The sequence below is a fragment of the Streptomyces sp. ID05-26A genome (genome assembly GCF_033794685.1).
Classification (GTDB): Bacteria; Actinomycetota; Actinomycetes; order Mycobacteriales; family Pseudonocardiaceae; genus Lentzea.
Map to the genome: position 1 here is coordinate 174,187 of NZ_JARAYZ010000004.1, position 22,009 is coordinate 196,195.

The 22,009-nt window shown below is 69.0% G+C and carries 21 protein-coding genes and 1 pseudogene; 11 read left to right on the forward strand and 11 right to left on the reverse strand.

Annotated features, from left to right (window positions below):
* Positions 1 to 4 precede the first annotated feature (4 nt).
* Positions 5 to 1,354 carry a replication-associated recombination protein A gene (locus tag PV646_RS32030; RefSeq protein WP_500346030.1) on the reverse strand — a complete coding sequence of 450 codons (1,350 nt, stop codon included), beginning with the start codon at positions 1,352 to 1,354 and terminating at the stop codon, positions 5 to 7.
* A gap of 201 nt (positions 1,355 to 1,555) precedes the next feature.
* Here PV646_RS32030 and PV646_RS32035 point away from each other — a divergent pair, with 201 nt between their 5' ends.
* The 6 genes from PV646_RS32035 to PV646_RS32060 all read left to right on the forward strand — a co-directional run bounded on the left by PV646_RS32035 (position 1,556) and on the right by PV646_RS32060 (position 7,079).
* Positions 1,556 to 2,134: a uridine kinase family protein gene (locus tag PV646_RS32035; RefSeq protein WP_500346031.1), complete on the forward strand. Its 579-nt coding sequence runs from the start codon at positions 1,556 to 1,558 to the stop codon at positions 2,132 to 2,134.
* A 70-nt stretch (positions 2,135 to 2,204) separates the two neighbouring features.
* On the forward strand, positions 2,205 to 3,215 hold the full coding sequence (locus PV646_RS32040) for a DUF7847 domain-containing protein (RefSeq protein WP_500346032.1): 1,011 nt from the start codon (positions 2,205 to 2,207) through the stop codon (positions 3,213 to 3,215).
* Complete coding sequence (locus tag PV646_RS32045) at positions 3,202 to 3,801, forward strand: DUF4129 domain-containing protein (RefSeq protein WP_500346033.1); 600 nt, start codon at positions 3,202 to 3,204, stop codon at positions 3,799 to 3,801. Before PV646_RS32040 ends, PV646_RS32045 begins: the two co-directional genes overlap by 14 nt.
* Entirely contained in the window at positions 3,798 to 4,829 is a 1,032-nt protein-coding gene (locus tag PV646_RS32050) for a DUF4350 domain-containing protein (protein ID WP_500346034.1), read from the forward strand. The genes PV646_RS32045 and PV646_RS32050 overlap by 4 nt, the downstream gene beginning before the upstream one ends.
* Positions 4,826 to 5,788, forward strand: coding sequence for an AAA family ATPase (locus PV646_RS32055; RefSeq protein ID WP_500346035.1), 963 nt, complete (start codon positions 4,826 to 4,828; stop codon positions 5,786 to 5,788). The genes PV646_RS32050 and PV646_RS32055 overlap by 4 nt, the downstream gene beginning before the upstream one ends.
* A 1-nt stretch (position 5,789) precedes the next feature.
* Positions 5,790 to 7,079 (forward strand): DUF58 domain-containing protein, encoded by a 1,290-nt coding sequence (locus tag PV646_RS32060; protein WP_500346036.1) that lies wholly within the window; start codon positions 5,790 to 5,792, stop codon positions 7,077 to 7,079.
* Here the strand turns inward: PV646_RS32060 and PV646_RS32065 are convergent.
* Positions 7,076 to 8,083 (reverse strand): stage II sporulation protein M, encoded by a 1,008-nt coding sequence (locus PV646_RS32065; RefSeq protein ID WP_500346037.1) that lies wholly within the window; start codon positions 8,081 to 8,083, stop codon positions 7,076 to 7,078. The two genes, PV646_RS32060 and PV646_RS32065, sit on opposite strands and share 4 nt — an antisense overlap.
* A 19-nt stretch (positions 8,084 to 8,102) precedes the next feature.
* Here PV646_RS32065 and PV646_RS32070 point away from each other — a divergent pair, with 19 nt between their 5' ends.
* Positions 8,103 to 8,834 (forward strand): RDD family protein, encoded by a 732-nt coding sequence (locus tag PV646_RS32070; RefSeq protein WP_500346038.1) that lies wholly within the window; start codon positions 8,103 to 8,105, stop codon positions 8,832 to 8,834.
* A 58-nt stretch (positions 8,835 to 8,892) separates the two neighbouring features.
* Here the strand turns inward: PV646_RS32070 and PV646_RS32075 are convergent, their stop codons facing one another.
* The 4 genes from PV646_RS32075 to PV646_RS32090 form a co-directional block, all read right to left on the reverse strand.
* Positions 8,893 to 9,309, reverse strand: coding sequence for a helix-turn-helix domain-containing protein (locus PV646_RS32075; RefSeq protein WP_500346039.1), 417 nt, complete (start codon positions 9,307 to 9,309; stop codon positions 8,893 to 8,895).
* Positions 9,310 to 9,385: 76 nt separating this feature from the next.
* Positions 9,386 to 9,598, reverse strand: a complete 213-nt coding sequence (locus PV646_RS32080; RefSeq protein WP_500346040.1) for a hypothetical protein — start codon at positions 9,596 to 9,598, stop codon at positions 9,386 to 9,388.
* A gap of 542 nt (positions 9,599 to 10,140) precedes the next feature.
* Positions 10,141 to 11,955: a tubulin-like doman-containing protein gene (locus PV646_RS32085; protein WP_500346041.1), complete on the reverse strand. Its 1,815-nt coding sequence runs from the start codon at positions 11,953 to 11,955 to the stop codon at positions 10,141 to 10,143.
* Positions 11,956 to 12,258: 303 nt separating this feature from the next.
* On the reverse strand, positions 12,259 to 13,164 hold the full coding sequence (locus PV646_RS32090; protein ID WP_500346042.1) for a phosphotransferase: 906 nt from the start codon (positions 13,162 to 13,164) through the stop codon (positions 12,259 to 12,261).
* Between the two features lie 131 nt (positions 13,165 to 13,295).
* Here PV646_RS32090 and PV646_RS32095 point away from each other — a divergent pair, with 131 nt between their 5' ends.
* The gene (locus PV646_RS32095) at positions 13,296 to 13,520 is read left to right on the forward strand and encodes a hypothetical protein (protein WP_500346043.1); all 225 of its coding nucleotides are present in this window, start codon (positions 13,296 to 13,298) and stop codon (positions 13,518 to 13,520) included.
* On the opposite strand, the gene PV646_RS32100 is transcribed toward PV646_RS32095, so the two are convergent.
* The 4 genes and pseudogenes from PV646_RS32100 to PV646_RS32115 form a co-directional block, all read right to left on the reverse strand.
* Positions 13,499 to 14,245 carry an energy-coupling factor ABC transporter ATP-binding protein gene (locus PV646_RS32100; protein WP_500346506.1) on the reverse strand — a complete coding sequence of 249 codons (747 nt, stop codon included), beginning with the start codon at positions 14,243 to 14,245 and terminating at the stop codon, positions 13,499 to 13,501. The two genes, PV646_RS32095 and PV646_RS32100, sit on opposite strands and share 22 nt — an antisense overlap.
* A gap of 30 nt (positions 14,246 to 14,275) precedes the next feature.
* Positions 14,276 to 14,914: pseudogene (cbiQ, locus tag PV646_RS32105) on the reverse strand (cobalt ECF transporter T component CbiQ); the annotation flags it as partial.
* The gene (locus PV646_RS32110; protein ID WP_319973283.1) at positions 14,914 to 15,195 is read right to left on the reverse strand and encodes a PDGLE domain-containing protein; all 282 of its coding nucleotides are present in this window, start codon (positions 15,193 to 15,195) and stop codon (positions 14,914 to 14,916) included. The gene PV646_RS32110 and the pseudogene cbiQ, both read right to left, overlap by 1 nt.
* Positions 15,192 to 15,878, reverse strand: a complete 687-nt coding sequence (locus PV646_RS32115) for an energy-coupling factor ABC transporter permease (protein WP_500346044.1) — start codon at positions 15,876 to 15,878, stop codon at positions 15,192 to 15,194. The genes PV646_RS32110 and PV646_RS32115 overlap by 4 nt, the downstream gene beginning before the upstream one ends.
* 158 nt (positions 15,879 to 16,036) lie before the next feature.
* Here PV646_RS32115 and PV646_RS32120 point away from each other — a divergent pair, with 158 nt between their 5' ends.
* Positions 16,037 to 18,283: a glycosyl hydrolase family 95 catalytic domain-containing protein gene (locus PV646_RS32120; protein ID WP_500346045.1), complete on the forward strand. Its 2,247-nt coding sequence runs from the start codon at positions 16,037 to 16,039 to the stop codon at positions 18,281 to 18,283.
* A gap of 51 nt (positions 18,284 to 18,334) precedes the next feature.
* A complete protein-coding gene (locus tag PV646_RS32125; protein ID WP_500346046.1) occupies positions 18,335 to 19,684 on the forward strand; it encodes a pyridoxal phosphate-dependent decarboxylase family protein in 1,350 nt (449 codons plus the stop codon).
* 96 nt (positions 19,685 to 19,780) lie between these two features.
* Here PV646_RS32125 and PV646_RS32130 read toward each other — a convergent pair whose 3' ends face one another.
* A complete protein-coding gene (locus PV646_RS32130; RefSeq protein WP_065920564.1) occupies positions 19,781 to 20,356 on the reverse strand; it encodes a MarR family winged helix-turn-helix transcriptional regulator in 576 nt (191 codons plus the stop codon).
* Positions 20,357 to 20,658: 302 nt separating this feature from the next.
* Between PV646_RS32130 and PV646_RS32135 the strand changes: the two genes are divergently transcribed.
* On the forward strand, positions 20,659 to 22,008 hold the full coding sequence (locus PV646_RS32135; protein ID WP_500346047.1) for a glutamine synthetase family protein: 1,350 nt from the start codon (positions 20,659 to 20,661) through the stop codon (positions 22,006 to 22,008).
* Position 22,009: the final 1 nt, after the last annotated feature.

The window sequence follows — 22,009 nt, forward strand, 5'->3', positions numbered from 1 at the left end:
GGTCTCACTCGCCCCTGATCACCCGGCGCAGGCGCGGCAGCCGTTCCGCCACAGCGCGTTCGTTGCCACGGCCGGTCGGCTCGTAGTAGTCGCGCCCCACCAGGTCGTCCGGCGCGTACTGCTGTGTCAGCACGCCCTCGGGCACGTCGTGCGGGTACCGGTAGCCCTGCGCGTTGCCCAGCTTCGCGGCTCCCGCGTAGTGACCGTCGCGCAGATGCGCGGGCACGGAACCGATGGCGCCCTTGCGCACGTCCTCGATCGCGCCGTAGATCGCGGTGGTCACGGCGTTCGACTTCGGTGCGGTGGCGAGGTGGATCGTGGCCTGCGCGAGGTTCAGCGTGCATTCGGGCAGTCCGATGAGCTGCACGGCCTGAGCCGCCGCCACGCACGTCTGCAACGCCGTCGGGTCGGCCATGCCGACGTCCTCGCTGGCGTGGATCACCAGCCGCCGCGCGATGAAGCGCGGGTCCTCCCCCGCCTCGATCATCCGCGCGAGGTAGTGCAGCGCCGCGTCGACGTCCGAGCCCCGGATCGACTTGATGAACGCCGACGTCACGTCGTAGTGCTGGTCGCCGTCGCGGTCGTAGCGCACCGCCGCCTTGTCCACTGTGGACTCCAGCAGCGCCAGCGTGATCACGCCCTCGTTCGACGCCACCGCGGAGTCCGCGGCGGCCTCCAGGGCGGTGAGCGACCGGCGCGCGTCACCTCCGGCCAGGCGGATCAGGTGGTCCTCGGCCTCGGGTTCCAGTACCACGGACCCGCCCAGGCCGCGTTCGTCGGACACCGCGCGCTGGATCACCGCGCGCACCCCGTCGTCGCTCAGCGACTTGAGCTGCAGCACGAGAGAACGCGACAGCAGCGGTGACACGACCGAGAAGAACGGGTTCTCCGTGGTGGCCGCGACGAGCAGCACGATCCGGTCCTCGACCGCGCCGAGCAGGGCGTCCTGCTGGGTCTTGGAGAACCGGTGCACCTCGTCGATGAACAGCACCGTCGACTCGCCGGAGCGCACCAGGCGGCGCCGGGCCTCGTCGATGACGGCCCGCACCTCCTTGACGCCCGCCGACAGCGCGGACAGGGCGACGAACCGGCGCCCGGTCGCCTTCGAGACCAGCGTCGCGAGGGTCGTCTTGCCGGTGCCGGGAGGGCCGTAGAGCATCACGGACGCCGGCGTGGCGCCCTCGACCAGGCGGCGCAGCGGGGCACCCGGCCCGAGCAGGTGGTCCTGGCCGACGACCTCGTCCAGCGTGGCCGGGCGCATCCGCACGGCCAGCGGGGCGTTGGCCGCGATGCGCTCGGCCTTCTCCTCGTCGGTCGCGCCGAAGAGGCCCTCGTCGAACAGACCTTCGCTCATGCGTTCGAGCCTAGCCCCTGCCCTGCGAGCCTCGTCGGGCGACAGCGGCGGCCGAGGGCCCCGGAGACGGCACCGCCGCAACGCCCGAATACGCCCGGTATGAGGGCGTCGCGACGGCACCGCCTCCGGGACTCTCGACCGCGTCTCTCACCTGACGACCTCACAGGGCAGGGGCCGAGTCATGTGCGAGGATCGCGTTCCGTGCCCATCCCTCGTGCCGTGCTGCTCGCCGGACCCTCCGGCTCAGGCAAGTCGACACTCGCCGCCCACCTCGGCTGGCCGGTCCTGCGCCTCGACGACTTCTACCGCGACGGCGACGACCCGTTGCTCCCCCGCGACGAGCACGGCCGCGCCGACTGGGACGACGTCCGCTCGTGGAACGCCGACAAGGCGCTGCGCGCCGTGATCGAGCTGTCGGACACGGGCAGGGTCGAGGCGCCGGTCTACTCCATCAGCGAGGACCGCGCGGTCGGCACCCAGGTGATCGAACTCGGTGACGCGCCCGCGTTCATCGCGGAAGGCCTGTTCGCGGACCTGCTGGTCCAGGGCGCGAAGGAGGCCGGGGTGCTGCGGGACGCGATCGTGCTCGCGCCCAGTCCGCCCGTCACGTTCGTGCGCCGGTTCGCCCGTGACGTCGCCGAGGCCCGCAAGCCGGTCCCGACGCTGGTCAGGCGCGGGCTGCGGCTCATGCGGGAGCAACCTCAGGTGGTGAAGAGGTGCGTCAGCGCGGGCATGCGACGCACGACACCTTCGAAGGCGCGGACCGAGCTCGTTTCGTGATCAGGTTGCCGGGTGGCGGTGGGCCTGATCTGGCAGGATGCCGCTCACACCACGACCGGGGGTAGCCGAGATGTCCGAAACGCCCGGCTGGTCCTCACCGGACCAGCCCCAGAACCAGCCGCAGCAGCCGCAGTACGGGCAGCAGCCGCCCCAGTACGGCCAGCAGCCGGGCTACAACGCCCCGCCGCCGCCCGGGGCGGGCCCGACGATCAAGCCCGGCGTGATCCCGCTGCGGCCGCTCGCCGTCGGCGAGATCGTCGACGGCGCCATCACGACGATGCGCCGCTACCCGAAGCTGATCATCGGCGCGGCCGCGATCGTCGCCGCTGTCACGCAGATCGTCGGCCTGCTGGTGCAGCTGCCGTTCCTCGACGACCTCACCGCGGTCGTGACGCTCGACCCGAACACGGTCACGCAGGAACAGGCGATGGACCAGCTCACCGGTGCCATCACCGGTTTCTTCACCGGCACGCTGCTCAGCGTCCTGCTGCTGCTGATCGGCACGGTGTTCCTGTCGGGCTTCATCACCGTCATCGTGGGCCACGCCGTGCTGGGCAAGCCGGTCACGTTCGCGCAGGCGTGGGAGGAGTTCAAGCCCCGGCTGCTCCCGCTGCTCGGCGCGACGCTGCTCTCCGGCCTCGTGATCACCGTCGGCCTGGTCCTCTGCATCGTGCCCGGCGTCTGGCTGTGGGTGCTGTTCGCCCTGGTCACGCCCGCGCTGGTGCTGGAGCGCTGCGGCGTCACGGCCGCGTTCGGCCGGTCGAAGAAGCTCGTGGACGGCGCCTGGTGGCGGACGTTCGGCATCCTGCTGCTCACCGTCGTGATCGGCTGGGTGATCAGCTGGATCATCAGCCTGCCGTTCGGTCTGCTGGGCGCGGCGACGACCGGCTTCTCCGCCGACCCGTCGGCGGCGTTCAGCGCCGGTTCGCTGGTCCTGTCGACGATCGGCGCGATCATCGCCTCGACGATCACGCTGCCGTTCAGCTCCGCGGTGACCGTGCTGCTCTACGTCGACCGCCGGATGCGTTCCGAGGGCATGGACATCGAACTCCAGCGGGCCGCAGGGCATGGCGGTATCTGACGTACCGGTAGATCTCGGCCGCGACGAGGCGAGGGAGGCGGCCGTCCGGGAGCTCAGCGACCCGGCGTACGTCTCCGACGACCCGAACCCGCTGGAACGCGCCGTCGACTGGGTGCTGGAACGCCTCGGCGAACTGTTCGCCGGGGCGGGCGGCATGAGCGGCCTCACCGCAGTCGTGATCGTCGTGGCCGTGGTGGTGCTGATCGTCATCGTCGTCCGGCTCCGTGTGGGACGCACCGGCCGTGCGTTGCGATCGAGCGGCAAGGTGTTCGGTTCGACCGTCATGACGGCGGCCGAGCACCGGGCCGCCGCCGAGAAGGCCGCGGCCGCGGGCGACTTCGCCGAGGCCGTGCGTGAACGCTTCCGCGCGGTGGTGCGAGAGTTGGAGCAACGGGGCGTGCTCGACGCACGGGCCGGACGCACCGTGGACGAGGTCGCTTTCGAGGCGGGCCAGGCACTTCCGGTGCTCGCCGGCGACCTGCGCGGCGCGGCGGTGCAGTTCGACGACGTCTGGTACGGCGGCAGGCCCGCGACGGCGGAGGGGTACCAGGCGCTGGTCTCCGTGGACGGCAAGGTGCGCGCATGACGGCGGTGTCCCCCGACGCCGGGAGGATCTGGACGGCCGCGCGCGGTCCCGTGCTGATCGGCGTGATCATCCTCTTCGCGGCGATCGTGATCACGCTGCTGCGCGGCGGCGGCGAGGGCGGCGCGCTCGACCCCCGCTCGTTCCAGCCGGACGGCAGCCACGCGGTCGCGAAGCTGCTGGAGCAGAACGGTGTGCGCGTCGAGCTCACCGACAACGCGTCCTCAGTGGACGGTGCGACGCTGTTCGTGACGCAGCCGAACCTCATCGACCCGGACCGGCTCGCGGACCTGAGCGACCGGGCCGCGGCGACCGTGCTCCTCGCGCCCGCGACCGGGGTGAGCAGGCTGGAGCCCGAGACCCGCGATCCGGGCTGCCCGCTGGCGGCCAAGGCCGGCCGGGCGACCACGGGCGGGTTCGTCTACGAGGGCGAACAGCGGTGCTACGACTCGACGCTGGTCCGCACGGGCACGGTGACGATGATCGGCTACGGCGGGATCTTCACCAACCGCGACATCGACTCCGAGGGCAACGCGGCACTCGCGTTGTCGTTGCTGGGCCAGCACGAACGGCTGGTCTGGTACGTGCCGTCGGCGGCGGACCGGTCGCAGCAGAAGTCGCTGACCGACCTGATCCCCGACGGCTGGAAGTTCGGCGCGTTCCAGCTCGGCGTCGCGGCCGTGCTGATAGCGCTGTGGCGGGCCCGCAGGCTCGGCCGGGTGGTGCCCGAACCGCTGCCGGTCGTGGTGCGCGCCGCCGAGACGGTGGAGGGCAGGGCGCGGCTGTACCGCCGGTCGCACGCCGCCCCGCACGCCGCTTCCGTGCTGCGCCAGGCGACCCGTGACCGGCTGGCGCCGCTGCTGGGGGTGCCGCAGGGCGACGATCCGTCCGAGGAGATCGCCCGCAGGACTTCGCGTCCCGTCGCAACGGTACGGGCGCTGCTTGACGACAGGGAGCCGGTGGACGACCGGGGGTTGGTCGCGCTGGCCCACGAGCTGGACGTTCTGGAGAACGAGGTGCGCAAGGCATGACGGCAGTGGTCACCACCGAGGAAGCCCGTACGGCGCTGGTGGCGTTGCGCGCGGAGATCGGCAAGGCCGTGGTGGGCAACGATGCCGCCGTGACGTCGTTGATCCTCGCGTTGCTGTGCAAGGGACACGTGCTGTTGGAGGGTGTTCCGGGCGTCGCGAAGACGTTGCTCGTGCGTGCTCTCGCGCGCGCGTTGGACCTGTCGACGACGCGCGTGCAGTTCACGCCGGACCTGATGCCCGGCGACCTGACGGGGTCGCTGGTCTACGACTCGCACAACGCGGCGTTCTCGTTCCGCGAGGGCCCGGTGTTCACGAACCTGCTGCTCGCCGACGAGATCAACCGGACGCCGCCGAAGACGCAGTCCGCGTTGCTGGAGGCGATGGAGGAACGGCAGGTCTCCGCCGACGGCAAGACGCGGCCGCTGCCGTCGCCGTTCATCGTCGTGGCGACGCAGAACCCGGTGGAGTACGAGGGCACCTACCCGTTGCCCGAGGCGCAGCTCGACCGGTTCCTGCTGAAGGTGACGATGCCGATCCCGGCGCGGGAGCACGAGATCGACGTGCTGACGCGGCACGCTTCCGGTTTCGACCCGCGTGACCTGTCGTCGTTGAACCCGGTCGCGAGCGCCGCGCACCTGGAGGCGGGAACGGCGGCAGTGCGTTCGCTGGTCGTGGCTCCCGAGGTCATCGCGTACGTCGTGGACGTGTGCCGTGCGACGCGTCAGTCACCGGCCGTGCGTCTGGGTGTTTCTCCGCGTGGCGCCACGGCTCTGCTGGCCGCTGCGCGCGCGTGGGCGTGGCTCTCGGGCCGTGACTACGTGACGCCGGACGACGTGAAGGCGCTCGCACGGCCTGCGTTGCGGCACCGGCTGGAACTGCGGCCGGAAGCCGAACTGGAGGGCGTGACGGCCGACGGCGTGCTGGACGGCGTGCTCGGCGCTGTTCAGGTGCCGCGCTGACGTGGCGCTCACGGGCCGCGCGGGACTTCTCGCGCTCATCGGGGTTCTCGTCGTCGGGCTTCTCTTGCCTTCGTGGCAAGGGATTCTCCTCTTGCTCGGTGTGTTGGTGGCGTGTGTGGCCGTCGACCTCGTGCTGGCGGCAGGTGTCCGGCGGTTGACGTTCTCGCGCGCGGGGGCGACCTCTGTGCGCACGGGCGAGCCGTGTGTGGTGCAGCTGACGGTGCACAACCCCGGCCGTCGGCTACGTGGCGTTCTACGTGACGCATGGGCGCCTTCTGCCGGTGTGGTCGCCGACAGGGTTCCGGTCGACGTGCCCGCTGGTGGGTCTCGTGTGCTGTCGTTCGAGCTACGGCCCGTGCGTCGCGGCGATCGCGTCGCGGACCGTGTGACCGTGCGTTCCCACGGTCCGTTGGGCATCGCGGCCCGGCAAGGCTCACACGTCGTGCCGTGGACAGTGCGCGCGCTACCGCCGTTCCACAGCCGTCGCCACCTGCCGCCGCTGCTGGAACGCCTGCGTGAACTTGATGGTCGCCGCGCTTCGTTGATCCGTGGCGCGGGCACGGAGTTCGACTCACTACGCGCGTACGTGATCGGTGATGACGTGCGCTCGATCGACTGGCGTGCGTCGGCGCGGTCGTCGGACGTGGTGGTGCGCACGTGGCGCCCGGAACGCGACCGTCAGGTGACGATCGTGCTCGACACGGCCCGCACCTCGGCGGGACGCGTGGACGGCGCGCTGGGCGGCCTGCCACGCCTGGACACGTCGATGGACGCCGCGTTGTTGTTGTCCGCCCTGGCATCGCAGGCCCGCGATCAGGTCGACTTCCTGGCGTTCAGCCACAAGGTGCGCGCCTCGGTACCGCGCGCCACGCTGCCGGTGCTCGTGCAGGCCATGGCACCGCTGGAGGCCGAACTGGTCGAGTTCGACGCCCGCGGCGCCGTCGCCGAGGTCCTGCGCCGCGCCGGTCGACGCTCGCTGGTCGTGCTGCTGACGTCGCTGGAACCGTCGATCGAGCACGGCCTGATCCCGTTGCTGCCGACGCTGGCGTCACGGCACCACCTGCTGATCGCGTCGGTGTCCGACCCGGCGGTGCACGCGATGGCCGCCGGACGTGGCGACCTGGAGGCCGTGTACGCCGCAGCTGCCGCGGAACGGACTCTGGCCGAACGCCGCCGGCTCACCGCGTTGCTCGCACGGCACGGTGTCGACGTGGTGGACGCACTGCCCGATGACCTGCCGCGCGCTCTCGCGGACCGCTATCTCTCGTTGAAGGCTGCGGGAAAGCTCTAAACAGCGACGGGCGCGACGTCCTCACGTTCGGTCGCGTCCATGTCACCCGTCTCGCCCTGCTGCGCGGCCCGGCGCCCGATCACGAAGACGTAGAGCAGGAACAGCACCTCGGCCACCACACCGATGCCGACGCGGGCCCACGTCGGCAGCCCGGACGGCGTCACGAAGCCCTCCAGCACACCGGCGACCAGCAGCACCAGGACCAGTCCGAGCGCCACCGCGACGACCGACCGGCCTTCTGTCGCCAGGGCTTGGGCACGGGTGCGCTTGCCGGGGTCGATCACCTGCCAGCCGAGCCGCATGCCGATGCCGGCCGCGACGAACACCGCCGTGAGCTCCAAGAGCCCGTGCGGCGCCAACAGCCCGAGGAACAGCTCTCCGCGTCCCGCGCCGAACATCAGCCCAATGCCGACGCCGACGTTCAGGGCGTTGGTGAAGAGCAGGTAGATCGGCGGAATCGCGAACAGCACGCCCAGCAGCAGGCAGGCGGCGGCGATCCAGGCGTTGTTCGTCCACACCTTCGCCGCGAACGAACCGGCCGGGTCGCTGGAGTAGTACGACTCGTAGCCGCCGCCGACCCTCGTCATCTCGCGCAGTTCGTCGGGCGCGGCGATGGTGGCCTGCACGTCCGGGTTGGCCGCGATCCACGCCGCGATGATGCCCGTGACCAGGTAGAACGCGAGTCCGGCCGGTACCCACCACCGCCAGCCTCGGTAGATCGCGGCGGGCAGCCGGTGGGTGAAGAAGCGCGTGAACGTCCGCCAGGCCGGCGTGTGCGTGCCCGTCAGCACCGACCGCGCCCGTGCGACCAGCGCCGACAGCCGTTCGACGGTGGCGGGGTCCGGCATCTGGCTGCGCACGACCGACAGGTGCGTCGTCACCCGCTGGTAGAGCTCGATCAGCTCGTCGGCCTCGGCCCCGTCGAGCCGGCCGGAGCGCTTGACCAGCTGCTCGAGCCGCTGCCACGACGCGCGGTGGCGATCGATGAAGACGTCCAGATCCACGATGAGTCACACTATCCGCGTGGGGGACCTAGTCACCGGTGAAGCGGTAGTTCTTGACCTGCGCGTCGCACAACTGGCCAGCAGGGCGGTCGCGTTCGCGATCGACGTGGCCGTGCAGTTCGGCCTGCTCGTGCTGATGTTCGTGATGGCGCCGATCGACATCGACAACGCGCTGCAGTCCGCGGTCGCGCTCGCGCTGCTGATAGCCGTGATGATCGGCTTCCCGACGGCGATGGAGACCGCGACGCGCGGCCGTTCGCTGGGCAAGCTCGCCATGGGGTTGCGGGTGGTGCGCGACGACGGCGGCGCGATCCGCTTCCGTCACGCCCTGGTGCGCTCGCTGGCCGGCTTCGTCGTGGACTTCTGGCTCCTCGGCCTGGGCGGTGCCATCGCCCTGTTCGTCTCGCTGTTCTCGGAGAAGGGCAAGCGGGTCGGCGACTACCTCGCGGGCACCGTCGTGATCCACACGCGCGTGCCCCGCCAGGAGGTGGAGCTCGCCGTCATGCCTCCGCAGCTCGCGGACTGGGCCGCCGGGCTCGACCTGTCGCAACTGCCGGACGAGCTGGCGCTGGCGGTCCGGCAGTACCTGAGCCGCTACCACGAGCTCTCCGAGCAGGCCCGGTGGGATCTGGGGTCGCGGTTGTCGGAGGACGTCGGCGCGGCGATCCGGTCGCCTCGGGTGGAGTACACGCATCCGCACCCGTACCTGTCCGCCGTGCTGGCGGAACGGCGGCGGCGCGCGGCAGGCTGATCCACGCGAAAGGGCCCTGCGGGAGTTCACACTCCCGCAGGGCCCTTTCGCGATGTTGCTAAGCCGGTACAGAGGTCAGGGTGCGGCGTGGCACGAACTGGTCGTGCCACTGGTCGTGCACGCCCCGGTCACCAACGCGCAGTCCGCATCGGTCGCACACCTCGTCCACTCGGGACGTCACGAGCGCACCTGCTGTGGACGCTGGAATCGGGTCGATCAGGTCCCTGATCTCGATCCAGCGGGCCTTCCATCGCGACATCTCGCTCTCGGCGACCCGGCAAGCCGTCAAGAATGCACGCAGCACGTCCCACTTCGGAAGATCCGCGCCCTTGAGCACGCGGTGCAGGGTCGCCTTCGAGTAGCCAGCGCGGCGAGCCATGACGTCGAAAGACGGTTCCCCGTCCTCACGGTGAGCCCGGCGCAGGTCGAGGACGAGTCCGTCGATCCGCTGGGCAACGACGTCGGGTTCGTTCATGTCGTTCTCCTTCGTCTCGAGGGACGGCTCCGGTGCCCGCTCTGCAAAGCGGGCACCGGAGCCGACCGGACGTGTCCTACGTGAGCGGTCGCAACCTGGTGAGAACACCGGGCGGGGGCGGCGCTTCCGGACCACCGAGCAACCGGTGGGCGATCTCCGCCGCGATCACGCCCCCGGCACCCGCTGCGAGCAGCGCGGTGCTGAGGGGGTGACCCATGTGCAGCAGGACCACCAGGAAGGAGAGGACACCCAGCACGATCAGCGTCGCAGCTGAAGTTTTCTGGTTCACGGTTCTCCAATCGCTATGGAATTGTTCTGGTTGGCGCAGGCAGGCCTTGTCGACCGTCTGAGTAAGTCTCGCCTCGATCAGATGATCTTGGCGGCCACACCGACCAAACACGAGTGCGACCACACAGGAATACCAGAGGAAAACACCCGGCGCAAACCTCCGGCGCAAAGAGACCTCAAAATCAGGGATCCGAAATTGGACACAAAACAGGACAGTCCCGCAAGAAAGTCAGCCGAGGCAAAGGTATTCCACACCAGAAGCAAACCGTGCTTGCGCTAACCAACCTTCGGCTCGCCTCGGATCCACCAAAGAAAAGGACATCGAGTCAACCTGAAGACCATGGATAGAAAATTGACCAAAAGTGGTCAATGACAGCAGCAGGCCCCCCGTTGCAGCGGGGGGCCTGCTGACTCTTCTTGCACGGGATCGCTCCCGCGATCAAGAGATGTCACCATCTCTGATCCTTTCCCGACTGCCCGCCTGCGCCAACAGAACGATTGCGATCGGGGTTTCCTGCGGCATCGCGGCCGCAGAAGAATGAGTTATCGAGCCGCGACGTGCCGGTCGACAGCTCTGACCAGGCAGCTCACCGGCCGACGGTCTCGACCGACCGGAGATTTCCTCGTGCCATGCCGGCCGGGAACAACCGGCCCGCGCACACGACAGGGCCTCGCAGGCATACGAGCGGTGCCGGGACCGGCGGACGACAGCGCCGTCGCACGACAGCTCCGGGGAGCAGCCGCCCGGCGGATGCTTCCGTCGTCTGCGCCAGAGCTCGTCGCGAGGGCGGGTTCGTGCTGCTCGGTCACGGGTCGCGGCAGTGTGAACCGCACTCCGATGCCACCGCCGGTCCCTCCGGCGACCGAGAAGGCGACGAACGAGCAACGTGAAGCAGTGGTGGCACCGCCAGCACACTCGCGCGGCCTGATGTGCACCCAGAAAGACAGCTGAACTGCGCTTACGGACGAGCTGAGCGACGGTCGCAGCTGCCGCCCAGCACCTCGCGGCAACACAACAACCGGACTCCATGCGCGTGCGACGACAGTCGCGGCAGACTCCCCACAGCTCCAGCTCAACCAAAGCGAGTCCGCCGGCAATCGTTCACGCGGAACCTGGCTGCGCGGACAGGGCACGAGCGTCGAGCCGCCACTCTTGAAATCGGCCAGAACACGGACTGGTTTCGTCGACGGCCGAGGGGCGACGAACGGAATCGACTCGGCGAGGGCCATCGTCGCTTCCGACACCGTCACCAGCCGGCACGAACGCAGGCGGATGAGCCGATGCGCACTCTCAACGGCAGCCGGGAGGCGATTCCACCGGTCCTCGGGCGTGGCCTGCCACGCGGACAACGCTGGCGCCAGGAAATCACCGCCTGGACCATACGACGATCGGAGCCAATCGTCCTCACCTTCGGACAGGTCCGCGTAGAGGAACTGCAGGCACGAAGGCAGCTGATAACCTTCGCGCGCCCAGTTGTACTGAAACCCTGTTTCGCACGGGCCGCGAAGTTCTGCACGCATCCGGCGTTCGAGCTCGGCACCCACACGGCAGCCGGTGCCTCCCAGCCCGACGAACAGCATTGGCTGGTAGCAATGCACCGAGCAGCTCCCTCTGATCGACCTCGACCTCTCGCACCGAATTCGACCCGACCGGCCATTCACCACGATGCCGAACAGCGTGTGCAAGAACGCGGTTTTGCCCTCGCCCGTCCACGAGCCAATGCCGTGAAGCGTCACTCCATACGACGAAGCCAGCCACGCTCCACATTCGGCGATCGCACGCGACCACGACAGTTGGGCCGCTCGGCGCACCAAACCAGAGATGCCGGGGAACTGTGGCGATTCCATCTGATAGACGACATAGGAACTGCGGCGAAGCTGAGACGTGGTGCCAGACGATCCGGCAGCGAGAACGGAGGTCAAGTTCGTGACGAACGCACCATCACGCGGGCGAGGAAGCCTGCGGCCCCACCGTTCGGTGCCGACGTGCCGCAGCGACTTCATCGGCGGGTTCGCCGGGCGCCGCACCACGACCGGGCGGGCCTGCTCGACCAGTTCACGCTTCCTGCGTGCAGGCTTCACGCGCGACCGCTCGGAACGGCCGGCTGACTCGGCCAGCAACGACGCCGCCAGCAGCGTGTCGGCGAGTTCCGCCTCCCCCAGTTCCTCGGCCAGCGCCGCATCGGACAGCAGACTGTCCGCACGCCGCTTCATCCTGGACCGCAGCTTCCGCATCTCGCTCGCCGCGGAGACGCCCGAACGAGAAGCAGGACGACCGCGGGTCGCAACCGGGTCAACGTCAAAGACGCCGGACTTCACAACGTTCGCCTCCTCCGCCCTACATTCGATGAACGGCACGTCTGACCGCACACGCTTGTGTCCGCGCCGCGCCAACGACGCACGACTCGTGCGATTCCAAGTACCCGGAAGCTAAGCGGCCCACGATCCCAGCAGCAACCGACAGGAGCCTTGTGAGACGTTTTGACACTGCCGCGCGACAAGTCGAAGCCGGTCTGCACTCTCACGACTGGTGGTCAACGACTGGACAACGCTTGGAACAAATGCGGCTTCGATGCGGACCAAAACTGGACAGTTGGTCAGCTGGTCACGTTGCGATCAAACCGATCCTTCGCGAACGGCAGCCCACCGTTCGATGGCTGGTCAGGCGTTCGCCAACCGCAGCCGCTCCGCAGCCTGAGCACGCACTGCGTCACCCGACGGCGTCAGATCGCCGTGCAGCACTTCCCACCGTGCGTTGTGCACGGCGGTCCACAGGCTCGCGGCCCACGCGATCTCCATCTCCTCCAAAGAGAACACACGGCCGCGGCCGCGTTGATAGGTCTCGATGAACGCCGCCGAACTGGCGACCGGCACCAGCCCCGGTGGCGACACGTTGGCGAATGCTCCGGACGCGGCACCGACCAGTGCCGCTTCCGGCTGCCACGCCAGGCTGTCCCAGTCGTGCACGGCCAGCACCGCGCCGTCCTGCCAGCGCAGGTTCTGCGCCTCGAAGTCCGCGTGGCCCAGCACGCACGGCAGCGAGGTGGCCAGTAGTCGCGTACGAACCCGTGCGGCCACGTCGAGCACGTACCGCGGCACCACGCTCTGGTCCCGTGCGTCGAGGAAGTCGATCGTCGGCCAGAGCCCGGGATCGGTGTGGTCCCAACGGGCCCAGCGTGGTGACGGCAGCGGCGGCGGGACGGTGACGTCGGCTAGCAGCGCCATCAGCCGGACGAACACCTCCGCGTAGCGCCGGGCCACGTCCGGTGAGAAGCCGGGCAGCACCTCACCGCCCGGCAACGGTTCTTCGGCGTGCACGGCCAGCCCACCCGACACCACCACCGCGGTGAGCGGGCGGGGGCACGGGAATCCTCGTGTGGCCAGGAAAGCCTGTGCGGCGAGGCATGCGGCGCCTCGGCCGTCGTCCGGGCGGACCTTCACGTACGCCTCGCGGCCGTCTGCCAGGAGCACGCCGTGGACCGACGAGATCGACTCGCGCGAGTAGAACACCGAGGCGACCGGGCTGCCCAGCTCCGAGGTGCACCACGCGGACAGGTCGAAGGTCATACGCCGAGGAGTTCCTGCAGCAGCAGTGGGTTCATGTAGTCGTCGTAGCGGACGATCTCGCCGTCACGCAAGTGGATGATCGCTACGGCGGTGAACGTGCAGTAGTCCTGCGTCACCTTCGACCAGCTGCGGTGGGTGATCTCGGCGACGACGACGTCCGGGCCGTCGGTGCGGACCTGGCCGCGTTCCTCCCGACGATGGCGGGCGCCAAGCGGGACATGTCCGACGCGATCGTGGTGCCGTCAGAGCCGCGCGACAGCCTGCACGCCACCCTCGACGGACCGCTCGAACGGGCCCACCGTCCGCACCTGCCGGAGATCGTGCTCAACGGCCTTCAGTCGAGCCGGAAGCCGTAGGGCAGTTCGAGGCGGTGGCGGGCGAGCAGCGCGGAGTCGGCGAGGATCTCGCGGGTAGGGCCGTCCGCCACGACCACGCCGTCGTCGATCAGCACGCTGCGGGGGCAGATCTGCAGCGCGAACGGCAGGTCGTGCGTGACCATGAGCATGGTGGGGGCCAACGAGAGCAGCAGCTCGGCCAGTTCGCGGCGGGCCACCGGTTCGAGGTTCGCCGACGGCTCGTCGAGCACCAGGATCTCCGGTGCGCAGGCCAGCACGGAGGCCAGGGCGACACGACGCCGCTGGCCGCCCGACAGGTGCAGCGGTGAGCGGTCCGCGACCGACTCCATGCCGACCGCGCCCAAGGCCCGCGCCACCCGTTCGTCCACATCGGACATGCCGAAGTTGCGCGGCCCGAACGCGACGTCCTCGAAGACCGTCGGGCAGAACAGCTGGTCGTCGGGGTCCTGGAAGACGAGTCCGACGCGGCGCCGGATCTCGCGCAGGTTCTGCTTGCGGACCTCCAGGCCGGCGATCGAGATCGAACCCGAGCCACCGGACAGGACTCCGTTGAGGTGCAACGCGAAGGTGGTCTTCCCGGCGCCGTTCGGGCCGAGCACCGCCACCCGTTCGCCCTGCTCGACGCGCAGGTCGACGCCGAACAGCGCCTGGTGCCCGTCCGGGTAGGCGAACGCGAGCTTCGAGACCTCCAGGGCAGCGGCGGCGGGGGTTTCCGGAACGATCATCGCGGAGCCTCCCGGACTGCCCGTCCAGCCACGCGACACCATCGCGAGGTGCACCCTCTCTCCACGTTCGTAGGACCGGATGAACAACGTGCCGACCGCGCGTGCGGTCGCCCCCGCCTGCCACAGGAAGCGCGGGTCGTCGCCGCGGGAGATGCGGGCGACGCGCATGCGTTTCGCCTCGCCCACCACGACCTCGCCGTACCGCAGCATCAGCGTGGCGATCATGATCAACGGCGCGGGCACGCGCAACGTCTGCAGGCCGCGCAGCAGGTCCCCCGGCGCCGTTGTGGCGGCCAGGGTCAGGCTGATCAACACGCCCAAAGTGCCCTTGGCGAGGATGTTCCAGCCCGCCAGAGAACCTTCCACGGACACCGAGAGCCCCAGGAAGTCGGTGCGCGGGTCCGTGCCGAAGATCGGCAGCAGGAACGCCAGCGCCACGAACGGCACCTCGATCACCGCGCGCTTCACGAACCACAGCACGGGAACCCGCGCGACCAGCCACACCGCGACGATCAGCAGCAGGTACAGGCCGAACAGCGGGAACCACGTGCGAGGGGTCGCCACGACACCCAGCACCGCCGCGAACGCCACGAGGATCTTCACGTGGGGCGCGAGGCGGTGCACCGGCGAGGAGCCGGCGTGGTGCAGGACGTCGTGACTCCCGCCCACTACGCGTCGGACTTCTTGCGCAGCACCCAGAACAGGCCGAACGAGAGACCCAGCACCACGACGACGCCGAGCACGCCCGCGAGGCCGGTGAACTTGTCGTCACCGCCGAGCGCGTAGTCGGCGAACGTGCTGCCGGAGAACGGGTGCTCCTGCGCGTGCTCGGCGATACCGGTGTCCTCGACGGTCTTGTCGAGGCCGTCCGGGTCGCCGGACGCGAAGTAGGACAGCACCCCCGCGATCAGCAGGGACACGAACACGAACCCGATGGCGAACTTCTTCACGACCTGACCTCCAGAGGCTTCTGGCTGCCCTTGAGCAGATGGACGAGATCGGGCCGGATCGACGCGACCGAGGTGACCGTGACGGCGGTGATCAGGCCCTCGCCGATGCCGATCAACGCGTGCAGGCCCCACATCAGCAGCGCGACCTTGCCGATCTCCACGCCGCCCGCGCCGCCGATCGCGTACTCGACGACGAAGCCGGTGGCGGCCAGGAGGGTGTTGACGAACGCCGAGATGAACGCGACGGCCGCGAGCCCGCCCTTGCCCTTCTCCGCGAACTTGCGCAGCGCCACCGCGACGAGGAACCCGGTCGCGGTGCCGATCAGCGCCATGTTGGTGACGTTGGCGCCCAGCGCGGTGAGGCCGCCGTCGGCGAACAGCAGCGCCTGCACCACGAGCACGATCGTCACGCACAGCGCGCCGACGTACGGGCCGACCAGGATCGCCGCGAGCGCGCCGCCGAGCAGGTGGCCGGAGGCGCCGGGCAGGATCGGGAAGTTGATCATCTGGACGGCGAAGATGAACGTGGCCACCAGGCCCGCCATCGGCGCCGTGCGGTCGTCGAGGTCCGCACGGGCCTTGACCAACGCGAACCCGACGCCCACCGCCGCTACGACGAGGAAGACGACCGAGACCGGCGCGTTCAGGAGACCGTCGCTCATGTGCATGGCAACAGGTGACATGTGCCGAGACGCTAATTGCCACTCCCCCGCTGTGGCCAGCGTTGTGCAACAACATTTCCCTCACACATCTGTGTCAACGCTCAAGCGCTCCGCTAGTCATCGGATGACTTCTGCGGTTAGATCCGTTCGCCGCCGCCACGGCACGGGAGGGACGAACGGTGACAGAGCTGTCGCGTAGAACCTTTTTGTATGGAACAGGCGCAGCCGTGGGGGCTTCCGCACTGGGCACGGGCACCTCGGTCGCAGCACCGACGATCCCCGAGACATCGGGTCACAACGTGCACCGGGACGTGGTCAGGGACGCTCGGATGGAATGGAGGCGGCTACCGGCGAATTGGGGCGATAGTCCCTTTCTGGCCAACGGTTTCCTCGGCGTCCAGGTCTACGCGGGACGGACCGCGAACGAGCTGAAACTCATGCTCAGCCACTCGGAGGTGCAGGACCAGCGCGAGCACTGGGAGGCCGCGGTCGGCCTGTCCCGGCTGCCGATCGGGTACCTGACCCTGCAGTTCGCCGGCGCGATCACCGCGGTCGACTGGACGCTCGACCTGTGGAACGCCGAGCTCACGGGCTCCGTGACGACCACGCAGGGCTCGGCGACGTTCACGATGCTCGTGCACAACTCGCGCAGCACGTTCCTCGCGTCGGTGAGGGGCGACGTGACCTGGGGTTTCCAGCCGCTGGAGTCGTCGACGACACGGCAGATCCGCAGGCCGGCGGACTACACGGCCAACCCGGCGCCGACCCTGGGCACGGCCAACGGCGTCTCCTACGCCGCACAGCCACTGCACGCGGGCGGTGGCTACACAACGGCCTGGCAGACCCGCAACGGCCGTTTCGCGGCCCACGTGGCGTACACACACCCTGCGGACACGCACACGTCCGACGCGATCCGTGAGGTGCGTCAGGCGCTCGCGATCCCGTTCGAGGTGCTGACGCTGCAGCACCGCCGCTGGTGGAACGCCTACTTCGCGAAGTCGCTGGTCTCGGTGCCGGACAAGCTCGTGCAGCGCTTCTACTGGTTGCAGCTCTACAAGATGGCGGCCGCCACGAGGGCCGACGCACCGGTCATCTCCGAGTGGGGCCCGTGGTTCCCCGAGCAGGGCAACAGCTGGACGGCCGTGTGGTGGAACCTCAACGTCCAGATCTCGTACCCGCTGGTCAACGGCTCGAACCACCACGAGCTCGACGCGGTGACGACGACGCTGAAGCGGTTCGAGCACAACCTCGAACTCAACGTGAACCCCGCCTACCGCGACGGGAACTCGTACGCGATCTGCCATCCCGGCGACCGCACACTGCGTTCGGGACCGCGCTACTGCGGTGTTCCGGGGGTGGCGCCGAACGACCATACGGGCAATCTTCTGTGGGCCTGCCACAACGTCTGGCTGGGCTACCGGCACACGATGGACAAGAAGATCCTCAAGGACGTCCTCTTCCCGATCCTGACGAAGGCGGTCAACTACTACGCCCGGTTCCTCGTCGAAGGAACGGACGGGAAGCTCCATCTGCCGGAGACGCGCTCACCGGAGTACGCGAACGCCACGGACACGACGTACGACCTCTCGTTGATCCGCTGGGGTGTGCGCACGTTGCTGTCCATCGAGGAGAACGCCCGCTGGCGCGACATCGCGAACCGGCTCGTGCCCTACGCCCTGGGCCCGGACGGCGTGCTGATCGGCAAGGACGTGGCGCTCAACGACTCGCACCGCCACTTCTCGCACATGCTGTGGTTCTACCCGTTGCGCGAACTGACGTACGACATGCCGGAACACCAGGCGCTGATCAACAAGACGTTCGACCACTGGGTCTCGCGGCAGCAGGCGTGGGCGGGCTACAGCTACGGCGCCGCGTCCGCGATGGCGTCGGCGATGGGCCGCCCGGAGGAGGCGCTCCAGTTCCTGCGCTACTTCCTCGACCGCAAGCAGGTCGGCACGAACGCCGTGCTGACCGAGAACACCTTCTACCGCGAGGGCGGCAACCTCGCGATCGAGTCGCCGTTGATGTCCGGCCAGGCCGTGCTGGAGATGATGGTCCAGTCGCACAACAACGTCGTGCGCGTCTTCCCCTCCGTTTCGTCCACTTGGGCCGATGCGTCCATCTCGTCGTTGCGCACGCAAGGCGCGTTCCTCGTGGACGCTTCACGGTCCGGAGGTCGCACCGACTGGGTCAAGGTCCACTCGGAGGCGGGCTCGCCTTTGTTGCTGGAGCACGGGATCACCGGCGACATCGACGTCCGCGACACGTGGGGCCGCCGGCTCGAGTACAAAACCCGTGGCTCGGCCGTCGAGATCCCGCTTCGCCGAGGTCAGAGCGCCGTGGTCTCCCGTCGCGGCACGCGTCCCGACACCTCGGCGCGTGATGTGAAAGCCAACGGCTCGTCTTCGCGCTGGGGTCTGCCGTAACGTCCAAATTCGAACATTCGGATGTGTGCGTGAACGAGTGGGGTGTGCGCGGTGGATCTTCAGCACTGGCTCAACGAGGCGCTGGCCAACCACGAGAAGTGGACAGCCGACTACGGCACCTTCACACCCCACTCGTCACTGCAGGTCGACCCGGCGGTCTTCGGCTCGGCGCTCGCCGAGCTGCAGGACCGCCTGCGCGACAACTACCCGTTCTTCCACCCGCGCTACGCGGGACAGATGCTCAAGCCGCCGCACCCGGCGGCCGTGGTGGGCTACCTGTCCGCGATGCTGATCAACCCGAACAACCACGCCCTCGACGGCGGCCCCGCGACCGCCGCGATGGAACGTGAGGTCGTCTCCGGCCTCGCGACGATGTTCGGTTACGGCGAGCAGCACCTCGGTCACCTGACGTCCAGCGGCACGATCGCGAACCTCGAGGCCCTCTTCGTGGCCCGTTCGCTGCATCCGGGCCGTGGCATCGCGTACTCCTCCGAGGCGCACTACACGCACTCACGGATGTGCGGCGTCCTCGGAATCGAGGGCCATCCGGTGCCGGTGGACGGCCTTGGCCGCATGGATCTGGACGCCCTGGAAGAGCTGTTGAAGACCGGCAAGGTCGGCACGGTCGTGGTCACTCCGGGAACTACCGCTCTGGGTGCCATCGAACCGGTGAATCTGGTGCTGGACGTCGCACGCCGCTACGACGCGCGGGTGCACGTGGACGGCGCGTACGGCGGCTTCTTCACCCTGCTCGCCGGCACGGACCTCGCCCCCGAGCCGTGGGAGGCCATCGGCTCGTGCGACTCCGTGGTGGTGGACCCGCACAAGCACGGCCTACAGCCCTACGGCTGTGGCGCGGTCCTGTTCCGCGACCCGTCCGTGGGCCGCTTCTACCTGCACGACTCCCCGTACACCTACTTCACGTCCGACGAACTGCACCTGGGCGAGATCAGCCTGGAGTGTTCCCGGGCGGGAGCCGCGGCGGCGGGCCTCTGGCTGACGCTGCGGCTGCTGCCGCTGACGCGCGACGGCCTGGGCGAGGTGCTGGCTGCCGGACGGCGGGCGGCCGTCCGGTGGGCGTCGATCATCCGCGAGTCGGACGCGCTGGAGCTCTACCAGGAGCCCGAGCTCGACATCGTCACGTACTTCCCGCGCACCGACCCGCTCACGCTGTCCGCCGTGGACGCGGCCTCGCACCGCGTGATGGACACCGGCATGAACGCGCCCGTCGACCCGATCTTCCTGAGCGTGGCACGGGCCTCGAAGAGCGCGTTCGCCGCCCGCCACCCGCAGGTGACGGGCGACGCGGACGGTGCGCGGGTGCTGCGCAGCGTGCTGATGAAGCCGGAGTCCGAGGACTACCTGGACACGCTGCACGCGCGGGTGCTGAGCCTGCTCTGAAGTCCTGGTCAGGGGCCTGCCCTCTGACCGGCCAGACTGAGAACGAACGCCGAATTGGGCGACTCACCCCCGGTGAGTCGCCCAGTGGGCGTCGGATCAGCCGTGCTTGGCGCGCCGCCCGGACCGCCGAGGCGGCAGCGGCGTGTCTCCACGCAGATCCAACCGGCGCTGCTCCCCGTTGGCCTCCAGGTGCGTCACCATGCGGCGCAGCATCTCGGCCAGCGACTGGGCCTCGGAGGACTCCAGCGGGTCTGAGACGAAGACTTCTTCCTCGTTGAACTTGGGGAAGAGGTCCGCCATCAGTTCTTCACCCTCAGGGGTGAGCCGCAGAACCGCGAGGCGCCCGTCGGTCGGGTGGCCCATGCGCTCCAGCAGGCCCCGTGACTGCAGCGTCTTGGCGACGCCCGTCAGGGTCCCCTTGGAGATCCCGGCCTCCTCGGCGACGTACCGCGTCTCCATCTCGCCCCAGATCCACACGACCCAGAGCACGACGAAGCCGGTCCAGGTCAGATCGCTGGTGCGCAGCACCGAGTTCTCGAGGTGCTGGCGAATCGCGGTCGCGGCGCGGTGGATGTTCGACACCGCCGCCATCTGCTCGCGATGCAGCGGCACCGCACCGAGTTTCGCCTGGACGGCTTTCTCGGTCTCGGCAATCGTGTGGTGACCAGACAACTCAAAGTCTCCCGTGCTCGAGCTCAGGTGTTCCCGGCACAATACTTGCGGTTCCGAACTATGTCTGTGATGCGGTGCGAGTCGATCCGCAACCTCTTTGATCACGATCCCACATCGTGCATGATCTCGTGACGGTCGTCACCCGTCCAGTTACGGACTGTTGCCTCGTGGTGGACGATGAGTGTGGAGCACCGACGGGGGCCGATGACGGCCCCTGCTCCACGGACGGGTCGATAGCGTTTGCCCCTCAACGTTATCCCCTTCCGCGCCAGCAACACACTGTGCCGGAAAGGTAGTTCGACGTGGTCGGTGAACAGGTGACACGGGAACTCGCGGCAAGACTCGGCGAGGACGGGATCGACGTGGTGCGCGTCGTCTTCCCCGACCTGCTCGGCACCGACCGGGGCCGTGACGTCCTGGTAGAGCACCTACCTGCGGTGATTCAGCGCGGACTGTCGTTCTGCCGGGCCGTCTACAGCACCACCCCGGGCGGCAAGACGACCGAGACCGGGGGTGTGCTCGACGCCGGGCTGCCCGACGTGATCGTCGTCCCGGACCTCGACACGCTGCTCCCGATCCCGTGGGAGCCGGGCGTGGCGTGGTGCATCGGCGACGCCGTGAGCCCGGCCGACGAGAGACCGGTGGACGAATCGCCCCGGCAGGTGCTGCGCCGGGCGCTGGAAATATTCGAGACCACCGGGCTCACCCCCGTCGTGGGACCCGAGCTGGAATATTTTCTGTGCGAACCCGACGAAGATCGCCCGAACGGGTGGCGTCCTTACTGCGACGAGCCGGGCAACGTCTACGCGACCGGCCGCCGGGGCGATTCGGACGGTCATCTGTTGAGAACTCTTCGCACACTCAGTTCGGCGGGTCTCCAAACGACCGGCGGCAACCACGAGTACGCGGGCGGGCAGTTCGAAATCAACCTCGTCCATTCGCCCGCCATGGACGCGGCCGATCGCGCGTTCCGCTTCAAGACGAGCGTGAAGGAACTCGCCCGGCGCGAAGGCCGGATGGCGACGTTCATGGCCAAGCCGTTCAACGACGGCGGCGGCAGCGGTTTCCACCTGCACCTGTCGTGCCACGAGAAGGACGGCCGCAACGCGTTCCAGGCGCCGGGCACCACGAGCGGCCTGTCGGACGAGGCGCGCTGGGCCATCGGCGGGATCCTCAAGCACGCCCCGGCGCTGGCCGCGCTGCTCAACCCCACGGTCAACTCCTACAAGCGGTTCGGGCCGGACTCGCTCGCTCCGTGGCTGATCGACTGGGGCCTCGACAACCGCAGCGCGATGCTCCGGGTGCCGGCCGAACGCGGCGACACCACCCGGCTCGAACTGCGGCTCGGCGACGCGAGCGCGAACCCGTACCTCGGCATCGCCGGTCTCATCGCCGCGACCTACCTGGGCATCCGCGACCAGATCGAGCCGCCGCGGCCGTCCGCCGGGTACGGCTACGACCCGTCGAAGGCCCCGACACTGCCCGCCACGCTGCCCGACGCCCTCGCCTACCTGGAGGAGGACACGTCGATGGTCGACGTGCTGGGCAAGGACTTCGTGCGGTCCTATGTGGACTTCAAGTGGGAGGAGGTGGCCCGGTTCCAGCGGTTCGTGACCGACTGGGAGTTCACCGAATACGCGTACCACCTATAGT